This is a genomic window from Streptomyces aureus, assembly GCF_001418135.1.
Taxonomy (GTDB): domain Bacteria; phylum Actinomycetota; class Actinomycetes; order Streptomycetales; family Streptomycetaceae; genus Streptomyces; species Streptomyces aureus_A.
The window spans coordinates 1-7,462 of record NZ_LIPQ01000490.1; the positions used below are offsets into that span (position 1 = coordinate 1).

6 protein-coding genes and 1 pseudogene are annotated in these 7,462 nt (G+C 72.2%); 1 reads left to right on the forward strand and 6 read right to left on the reverse strand.

What is annotated here, in order from left to right:
- The 3 genes and pseudogenes from AOK00_RS31945 to AOK00_RS31955 all read right to left on the reverse strand — a co-directional run.
- On the reverse strand, positions 1–2,056 hold a 2,056-nt coding region (locus AOK00_RS31945; RefSeq protein WP_159041892.1), incomplete at its 3' end, for a type 2 lanthipeptide synthetase LanM family protein.
- A gap of 209 nt (positions 2,057–2,265) precedes the next feature.
- Positions 2,266–2,921: pseudogene (locus tag AOK00_RS31950) on the reverse strand (site-specific integrase); the annotation flags it as partial.
- Between the two features lie 290 nt (positions 2,922–3,211).
- Positions 3,212–4,483, reverse strand: coding sequence for an MFS transporter (locus tag AOK00_RS31955; RefSeq protein WP_254047583.1), 1,272 nt, complete (start codon positions 4,481–4,483; stop codon positions 3,212–3,214).
- A 49-nt stretch (positions 4,484–4,532) separates the two neighbouring features.
- On the opposite strand from AOK00_RS31955, the gene AOK00_RS31960 reads away from it, so the two are divergent.
- Positions 4,533–4,865 carry an ArsR/SmtB family transcription factor gene (locus AOK00_RS31960; protein WP_055603671.1) on the forward strand — a complete coding sequence of 111 codons (333 nt, stop codon included), beginning with the start codon at positions 4,533–4,535 and terminating at the stop codon, positions 4,863–4,865.
- Positions 4,866–5,085: 220 nt separating this feature from the next.
- Here the strand turns inward: AOK00_RS31960 and AOK00_RS39795 are convergent, their stop codons facing one another.
- From AOK00_RS39795 to AOK00_RS31970, 3 genes are all read right to left on the reverse strand, one after another.
- Complete coding sequence (locus AOK00_RS39795; protein WP_216822281.1) at positions 5,086–5,262, reverse strand: hypothetical protein; 177 nt, start codon at positions 5,260–5,262, stop codon at positions 5,086–5,088.
- 327 nt (positions 5,263–5,589) lie between these two features.
- Entirely contained in the window at positions 5,590–6,270 is a 681-nt protein-coding gene (locus AOK00_RS31965; protein WP_216822282.1) for a transcriptional regulator, read from the reverse strand.
- 78 nt (positions 6,271–6,348) lie between these two features.
- On the reverse strand, positions 6,349–7,462 hold a 1,114-nt coding region (locus AOK00_RS31970), incomplete at its 5' end, for a PP2C family protein-serine/threonine phosphatase (RefSeq protein ID WP_159041893.1).

A 7,462-nucleotide genomic window follows, 5' to 3' on the forward strand; every position in this document is an offset into this window, starting at 1 on the left:
CGGCCTCGGCGTAGTGTCCGGCGCCGGTGAGGGCCGCCAACTGGGCCAGGAACAAAGCCGGTCCGGTGTAGCCGTCGGCCAGGTCGGCCGCCATCGGGCCGATCCGCCAGTAGCGGTCGTCGAGAAGCTCCAGGCCGATCCAGTTGCTGCGCGGCCCTTCGCGGTACGCGAGGGAGACCAGCTGGTCTCCGACGGACCGGGCCGCCGAGAGCAGCCGCTCCGGCTCGGGGGCGCGGCCCGCGGTCCGGGTGCGCCGTCCCGCGACCGGCCGGTGCGCGGGGACGCGGGAGGTCGTCGCCATCGCGGCCCGTACGATCCATTCCTGGTCCTGCCGGTCGACGGTGTCCAGGGCGTCGAGCTTGGCGCTGACGCGGGCGCTGCCCGGCAGCTCCATCCGGTCCACCGGGGGCCGTCCCGGCGCACCCCAGAGCTCGTCCCGACCGGGCCTTGCGGTGAACAACGGCACATCGCCCGCCCAGAGTTGGGCGATCTCCTCGTCGACGACACCGGACGCCAGGGCCGGTCCGAACCGCTCGGTCCGCAGGGTCTCCAGAACCCGCTGCCGTGCGTGCGCGTCCTTCAACAGGTCAGGGTGCGTCGACTCGTCGAGCAGCAGCGAGTACACCCAGGTGGGGCGCACCACCACCCGTACCTCGTCCTCCTCGAACGATTTCAACAGGCCGGAAGCTGCGCGCAGTTCGCCGACCGCGGCGCCCATGGCCGTGTACCCGGCCCGGAAACCGGCGCAGAGCGCGTCGATGTGGGCACCCGGGTCGACGGGTCCGCCGTCCGCCACCCTGGGCCGGTTGGCGGATTCGCCGAACGTCCCGGCCCGGCGGACCAGTCGCATCCGGTCGGTGCCGGCGTCGGCGAAGTCCGCGCGCGCGACGGGCGACACGCCCTCACGGCCGCCTCCGACCGCGGACACGTCCAGAGCGCTGTGGTCGCCGACCAGGAGCTGCGGCAGCAACCCGACCCGGTACACCGAGTCGTGGAGCGCGCGGGCGGCGGGGTCGGCCGTGCCGGAGCCCGGCAGCGGCGGGTGGAACAGGGTCTCGACGTCGACGAGGACCGGGTGGGCTCCCACGGCGATCAGGTTCTCGTGGTGCAGGTCGGTCCCGTCGAGCAGGTGCAGCAGCGCGAGCAGCGCGCCCTGGCGGCGGTAGAACGTCTCGACCTCCGCCGCGGAGGCGCAGGGGCGGGCGGCCACGAACTCCACCCACCCGTACGCGCCCCGGTCGAGCAGCCGCAGGGTGCGCAGGTCCACGGTGCCGGGGAGCCCGTTGAACCAGGCGACGAGGTCGTTGAAGTGGCGGTGTACGGCGAGGGGGCGTGGCTTGTACACCAGCCGCGTGCCGTCGGCGAAGCTCAGCAGCGTCACGCCGCGCCCGCCACGGTGTCCGTCGCCGGCGCCGGGCTCGATGCCCACGAGCGGCACCGGGTCGCCACCGGACTCGACGAGCAGGCCGGAGGTCACCAGGAGGGCGTGGTCGTCCGCGAACCGTTCCAGCGCTTCCGCCACCGCGTCCGCCGCGTCGAGCGCCGCCCGCCCGAGGATCCGTGCGAGGACGGGACGCCCGGCCAGCAGGTCGGAGAGTCCGCGCCGGGACGCGGTACGCGCCAGGAAGTCGCGGAACCGGGCCCGCGAGTCGTCCCCTTCGAGCCGGCCGGCGCCGCGCGCCTCGTGCAGTTCGAGGACCAGCGTCCGCGCGGCGGCCCGGGCCAGCCTGCCGCTGAGCTGTCGCTCCAGGTCGTCCCGTACGGCGGTCATGTCCACGAGCGCGCCCGCCCGGCCGGACAGACGCCGCTCCAACCGCGCCCCGGCGCAGCCGGTGAACGGCCGCAGGACCCACTCGAATCCGCTGAGCCCGGGCAACTCCCCGGCTGGCGCGGCGGATACGGCCGCATCGGGGGCGGCGGCCACGGCCTCCTCGGCCAGCACGGCCCAGTCCGGCCGTTCCGCGTCCCCGTCGTCGCGGACCAGGCCGCTGTCCCACCACCGCTCGATCGCCGACAGCGACGCCGCCGCCCGCTCATGCCCGGCTCTCACCGCCATCGCCCCCTCCTCGGACCAGCCCGGCCCACCGCTCCGGGCCATGTCCGATCCTGGTACGGGACGGGCCCGCGGGGCATGGGGAACATCCCCCCATGTTTTCCACCGGGCCCGGTCTCCGCGCGAAGACGGGCGCGCTCAGGCACCGCCAGGCCCTGGCGTCGCGGGGCAGACGGGAGTTCGACGACGGGGCCCGACTGATCGTTTCAGAACTTCCCGGGGCCGGGACGGCGGTGGGCAACGAACACGGGCCCGCGGGTGCGGCCCTTGAGCAGCCGGGGCAGCAACCGGGCGGTACCAGCGTCCCAGTACACCGCCTCCAACACGTAGTCCTCGCGGGCGCCGCCGCGGCGGCGGACCTTCGCCTGGGCGCCCTTCGCCTTCACCGGGCAGCGGCGGCCGGCCAAGTCCAGGTCCTCGATGTTGACCTCCAAGACCTCCTCCGAGCGGGCGCACGTCTCGTAGAGCATCCGCCACAGCGTCTTCTCCCGCAGGTGAACGTCCCGGCGCGCGATCAGCCGTTCGCTAGCCAACTTCGAGCGCATCAGAGTGTCCGAGTCTGGCGGCGGCAGCCGCTTCACCCAGGCCGGGACCGCTGGCCCGTCGTACCCGCGCTCCGCGCACCAGCCGGTCCAGGACAGCACCGCGCCGCGCCGCGGCGGGCGTTCCAGGTGTTCACCGCTGAGCTGCCCCACAACAGCTCCAGCGCCTCGCCCATCTCGTCGTCCTCCACCGAGGCGAACGGCCGGCCCTCGCCCAGGCGCTCGGCGGTCTTCCCTACGGCGATGCCGTAGTTCGGGGTATCGCCGAGGTGAGCCCAGAAGCCGCCAGTAGCTGATCTTGGGGTTCGGCGATCTTCGGCCGTCACCCATTCAGCTCAGTGTCGTGGGTGGTGATGTTGACCGTGGTCTGGGCCGGGGTGGGTTGTGACCTCGGTCGAACGGACCGCGTATCCGCGGTTCAAGCGGCTGATCACCGCGCATGAGCTGCATCTGTTCTTCGCGCCGCGGGTGACGGCCGCGACGAACAAGGTCGAGTCGTTCAACCGGTTCTCCCAGTGGGTTGGGTTCGGCAGCCAGGGCGTCATCGCCGACAACGACCCCGTCGCGTGCCCCCGGAGCGGGTACCGACCCCGGGGACACCATGAGGAGGGACCAGTCACGCCTTGGACTTCTCCGGGCCGGCCGAGGTCGGCGCCGGCGTCACGGGGGCGGGCGCGACGGGGCGACGCGTGGTCCCCAGGTGCCACAGGAGGGTGAGGACGGTGACGCCGGCAGCCACCAGCCCAAGTTCGGCCGGGGCAAGCCCGAGCCACTCCTGTGCCAGCCCGCCGAAACCGCCGCCGAGGGCGACGCCGATGTAGAGCGCGGAGGAATTGAGACCAAGCAGGACCGGCGCGGCGGCGGGGCTGAGGGCGATGAGCCGGTGCTGCTGCGGGACGACGATGACGCCGACACTCACGCCCCAGACCGCCGCCCAGACCAGGGTGGGCGCGAGAGCGCGTGTCGCCAGCGGGGTCAGTGCCAGGGCGAGAGCCGCGAGGGCGAGGGAGCCGGTGAGGACGCGGGCGGAGTCGTGACGGTCGACCAGGCGTCCGGCGGTGATGTTCCCGGCCAGGGTGCCGATGCCCCAGGCCAGCAGGATCAGGGTCAGTAGCGACTCGTTGCCACCGGTGGCGTCCCGCAGGGCCGGGGCGATGTAGGTGTAGAGGGTGTAGGTACCGAGGAAAGCGAGGGAGGTGACCGCCAGCAGTGCCAGTACGCGGCCTTGCTTGAGCGGACGCAGGCGGTCGGGCAGCGAGGCGGCGGGGAGCGTCACGCTGGGGAGGCCGACGATGATGCCGATGATCGCCAGCAGGCCGATTCCGGCGACGGCCCACAGGGTGATGTGCCAGTCGGTGCGGCCGATCAGCGTGCCGAGCGGCAGTCCCAGCGCGGTCGCCAAGGTCAGGCCGCCCAACACGAAGGCCAGGGCCCTGCCACGGCGTTCCGGCGGAGCGATGGCCGCCGCGGTGCTGGAGGCAGCGGAGGTGATGATGCCCGCTCCCACGGCGGTAACGATCCGGGCGGCCATCACCACCTCGTAACTGGTGCCTAAGGCGGTGACAGCGTTGCCGATCACGAACACGCCCAATGCGATCACCAATGCTGATCGCCGATCCAAGCCGCTGGTGAGCGCTCCCATCACCGGCGCCGACAACGCCAGTGTCAAGGCGAAAACCGTCACTAGCTGACCGGCCGCCGGGGTGGACACTGCGAGGTCGGCAGCGATGGAGGGGAGTAAACCCGCGATGACGTAGCCGTCGGTGCCGACGGCGAACGTCGCCAGGGCCAGTGGAAGGAGTCGTTTCAACAAGGATCGTTCCGCCTTTCCGGAGTGCCGCGTAGGTAGGTGATCGGCACTGTAAGCAATACATGGATGCTTGTCCATGAATCAATGAGTGGATAAGCTTCGGTCCTGGCACGGACGGAGGGAAGCGATGCGCGAGGTGTCCCAGCCGGCGACCGAGGCGATCCGGATGGTGGAGGTGCTGCGTGCGCTGGCCGATCCGGTGCGACTGGAAATCGTCCAACGGCTCGCCGCGACCGGTGAGGAGAGCTGCAACGCCATCGGCGGCGACCTGGACGTTCACCAGACGACGCTGTCCCACCACTACCGGGTGCTGCGCGAGGCGGGAGTCACCTGGACAACCGTCAAGGGCCGATCCCGGCTGGTGCGGCTTCGCCGTGACGACCTGGACGCGTTGTTCCCCGGCCTGCTCGACTCCGTACTGAACGGAGCTCGCCGCACGCACTCAGCCGTAGAAGGCTGACACCCGCCCCGACGTCGCGCTCGCGGCGGCCTGGGCGAACTCTTCCACTCAACCTGCGAGGGGAAAGGGAGGGTGGTGCCATCAGGCAGCCGGATCGGCCCTGTTGCTCGTCATAAGCCGTCGCCCCCGACAAGCCGTCGACCCTCGCGCCCACTCCAGCCCCGCGCGTCACCCTGCGCTACATGTCCGTTCGCCGTAGCTACACGAGAACAGGGCCGTTTCAGTGGCCGGATACGGGCATCGCGGCGAGGGTACGGTCGAGCGCGGCGTGGAGGGCGTCGACGAGCCGGGCCCGGGAGTGTGCCACCCTCAGCGGCTGTCGACCGGGAACCGGAGGGACGCTCAGGCGCCTGACGGCCTCCCCGGCGGCGATCTGCGCCAGGGTCCTGACCGCCACAACGGAGGCCTGTCCGTCTCGCGGCAAGGCCGCAGCCTTCGTCAGCAATTCGCGAACGAGGGGGTTCGCGTAGCCGGTGAGCTGGACGGTGGCCTGCTCGATGTCGGCCTGTATCGGGAGGTCGTTGGATGGCGAGGAACGGCTGGACGGCCCTTGAACTCGCCACAGCTTTGAACACGGTCATCTGCGACGTCACACAGAAGACGTCCCCGCGAGGCGGGCTGTCCGAGGTGACGGTGCGTAAGTGGCGCTCGGGGCGAGACGACGTGACCGCAGGGCAAGGCCCGGATGGCACTGGAGCAGGTCAGCGGGCACTCGGCAGCGGACTTAAGGGGCCGCGGGCTCCTCGCCCCGGGCGATGCCGAGGGTGGCGAGCAGGTCCTCGTGGAGTTCCATCCACACCGTGTGGCACGAGTCCTCCTTGACCCGGTCGACCCACGACAGTTCGCCGCGCCGGACCCGTGCGAGCGCCCCCGTGAAGCGGGGGCCGTACCCGTCGAGGCGGCCGATCCGCGCCCCAAGCTCCTCCGACAGCACGTCGATGACCCCGCCCAGTTCGGTGAGCTCGTCGAGCACCCGCCCGTCCCACGCCGCGTCCCCGTGGTCGTTGACGGCGAGCCGCCCCACACCGTCCGGCCGCAGCTGCCAGTCGGTGCACGCCCGGAGACAACGGGCGTTGTGGGCGAGGAACGTCTCGTACCGCTCCCGTACGAAGGGTCCGAGCCCCGCCTCCGCCAGCTCCCCGGCGAGCTGCCGCTCCCCTTCGGCCCGGCCGGAGTCGGTCAGGGTCCACCCCCGCGTCCCGGCGAAGGCCCGCCGGGTCACCCAGCCCCTGGCCTCGTGGTCGAGAAGCGCTTCCCGTACGACGTCGGGGTCGAGCCCGTAGCGTGCCGCCGCCTCGTCGTCGCCGGCCACGCCCTTGAGCCGTACGGCGTGCAGGGCGAGCAGCTCCGGGGCGGAGACGACGGGGCCGGCCGAGGAGTCCTGGAGATCGCTGGGGTTCACCACGCTTCAGAGCATAGGTCTCCGGGTCGGGGCGGGGCCCTGCCCCGTACGGTACGAAGCCTGGGGACCCGTGGCCGGGAGCTACCGCGAGGACGGCGCCGTCGGGGGCTGTGGCGGTCTCTGCACCAGCAGGAGGGCCACGTCGTCGGTCCTGTGCGCGGCGTCCCTGACGTGCAGGGTCAGTTCGTCCGCGAGCCGGTCCAGATCGGGGGCGCCCGACACCCCGAGCCTCTCGGCCAGGTCCGCCATGGCGGTACCGATGTCGAGGCCCGGTGCCTCGACGAGTCCGTCCGTGTACAGGGCGAGGACGGAGCCGGGCTCCCAGGGCAGCTCCATGGTGTCGTACGTGACGTCCGTCGCGATCCCCAGGAGGAGCCCCGGCGGCACCTCCAGCACCTCGGCGCTGCCGTCCGCCCGGCGCAGGAGGGGCGGCGGATGGCCCGCGCTGGCCAGCCGCAGCCGGTGCCGGGCGAGGTCGAACTCGGCGATCAGACAGCTCGTGAAGCGGTCGGCGTCGAGGTCGTCGAGCAGGCGGTTCGTACGCGCCAGGATGTCGCCGGGCGACGCGCCCGCCGTCGCGTGCGCGTGGACGGCGGTCCTCACCTGCCCCATGAGCGCGGCGGCGGTCGTGTTGTGTCCCTGGACATCACCGATGACGGCGACGACGGAGGTGGGAGTGGCGCGGACGAGGTCGTAGAAGTCCCCGCCGATGTCCATGCCGTGACCCGCCGGCAGATAGCGGGCGGCGACGTCGAGACCCGGGAGCGGGGTCAGGTTGTGCGGCAGCAGAACGTTCTGGAGGCTCCGCGCGAGGGAGCGGTTGGCGTCGTACAGCCGGGCCCGGTCCAGTGCCTGGGCGATGAGCCCGGCCAGCGAGGTGAGCAGCGCGCGCTCCGCCGAGGGGAAGGGACGCTGCCGCGCGTACGAGAGGACCAGCGAGCCGACGGGACGGCCGGAGGCGATCAGGGGCAGGAACGCCCAGGCGTTGCGGCCCTCGTAGCGCGGGGTTTGGGGGTGGGCGCGACGGAGGTCCTCGTACGTGGGGAAGAAGACGGGGACGCCGGTGGAGAGCACCTGGGCGTCGGCGACCGGCGCCGTGAGCGGTTTGCCGTCGAAGCGCACGATGAACTCGTCGCTGTAGCCGCGGTGGCCGATGACCCGCAGCCGGCCCTCGTCCTCATGAGCGTGGACGAGG

Excerpts from the sequence above, each read along its gene's own strand:
- AOK00_RS31955 (WP_254047583.1), bottom strand. The coding sequence starts at position 4,483 with ATGGACAAGCATCCATGTATTGCTTACAGTGCCGATCACCTACCTACG.
- AOK00_RS31960 (WP_055603671.1), top strand. The coding sequence starts at position 4,533 with ATGCGCGAGGTGTCCCAGCCGGCGACCGAGGCGATCCGGATGGTGGAG.